Annotated in this window: 1 protein-coding gene and 1 pseudogene; both read right to left on the reverse strand. The window is 68.5% G+C overall.

Annotated features, from left to right (window positions below; translation table 11 throughout):
* Positions 1-70: 70 nt before the first annotated feature.
* Positions 71-811 (reverse strand): IS21-like element helper ATPase IstB, encoded by a 741-nt coding sequence (gene istB / locus U8525_RS34245; protein ID WP_374270940.1) that lies wholly within the window; start codon positions 809-811, stop codon positions 71-73.
* Positions 812-911: 100 nt separating this feature from the next.
* Positions 912-1,516, reverse strand: a pseudogene (locus U8525_RS34250) (IS21 family transposase); the annotation flags it as partial.

Raw genomic sequence — 1,516 nt, forward strand, 5'->3', positions numbered from 1 at the left:
TGCGCGTTTCGGCGATCGTGATCAGCAGGTTCGGAGCATCGTGATCAGTCGGAGCGAAGCGACGCTGGGCTCAAGTTGACGGATTCTCCTCCTTGCGGCGGGAGGGCCCCTTCACGGTGAGCCGGTGGGCTCGGTGGAGGACCCGGTCGCAAATGGCGTCCGCCACAGTAGGGTCGCCCAGGTGGTCATGCCACTTTGTGGTCGGCAGTTGGCTGGCGATGATGGTGCTGCGCGCGCCATAGCGGTCCTCGAAGACCTCGAGCATGTCCCGGCGCTCGCCGTCCTTGATGGGAGCCAGGGCCCAGTCGTCGATGACGAGCACGTCGACACGGGCCAGTCGGGAGAGAAACGCGGCGAAGGAGCCCTCCGCGTGCGCGAGCGCCAATTCCTCCAGCAGACGCGGGGCCCGACGGTAGAGCACCCGATGGCCGCGACGAATCGCCGCCTGCGCCAGCGCGCACGCCAGGTACGTCTTGCCGGTACCCGTCATCCCGGTGATGACGATGTTCTGCTTCTCCTCCACCCAGCGGCACTGGGCGAGCTGACGCACCAGGGGCTTGTCGAGCTCCCGCTTCGCCGTGAAGTCGATGTCCTCGACGCAGGCGCCGGAGATGCGGAGCTTCGCCTCTCTGAGGTTTCTGCCAATCCGGGCGTTCTCCCGGGCCAGCCACTCGGCCTCGACGAGCAGCGCGAGTCTCTCGTCGAAGGCCAGGCTGCTCATGTCCGCCAACTTCTGCTGCTCCTCCCAGGCGCGGGCGAAGGCGGACAGCCTCAGCGCCTGGAGCTTCTGCAAGGTGGGTTGGTTCAACATCTCGGGTGTCCTTTGTCGTTGGTGGCCTCATCGGACCTCGGGCACGGCCGCCATGGCCGTGCCCGAGGCCCCCTTCCGAGTGGAGAGGCCTGCAATCCACTCAGTGGTAGTAGTCAGCGCCGCGGACGTTCTCGTGCGCGGCGGCCGGCTGCGAGGAGGGCTCTTCGGCCGGCAGCGGGGTGGCTTCCAGCCCCTTCTCCAGCAGCAGTCGCACGTGCCGGCTGCTGCGCGCGTGCGCTCGCAGCGCCCGGCCGCAGGCGAGCTCCAGCCGCGCGTTGCCATAGCGCTTCGCCAGCCGCAGCAGGCCCAGGCAGCTGCGGTAGCCCACTTCCGGGTGGGGCCTGTCCTGGAGGATGGCCTCCACCAGCGACTGGGTAAGGGGGCCCACCTGGCTCGCCCACTGAATGAAGCGCGAGGGGCTCCACTCGGCATGGGCCCGGTGGGCCTTCGGCATGTGCTCGGCCACCGTCGTGTAGCCGCCCACCTTCGCGCTGCGCACGTGGACGGCCACTCTTCGGCCCCGCTGCAGCAACTCCACGCTGGTGGCGGTGAGGCGCGCCTCCAGCACCTGACGCGCCAGGCTGTAGGGCGCCGAGTAGAAGTGGCCATGGACGTCGACGTGGTAGTCGATGTTCACCTTCACCCGCTTCCACTCCGACACCGCGTACCGCGTCGGCGGCAATGGCTTGAGGGCAGGCCTGTCCA

It is taken from the genome of Corallococcus sp. RDP092CA (assembly GCF_041903675.1).
Lineage (GTDB): Bacteria > Myxococcota > Myxococcia > Myxococcales > Myxococcaceae > Corallococcus.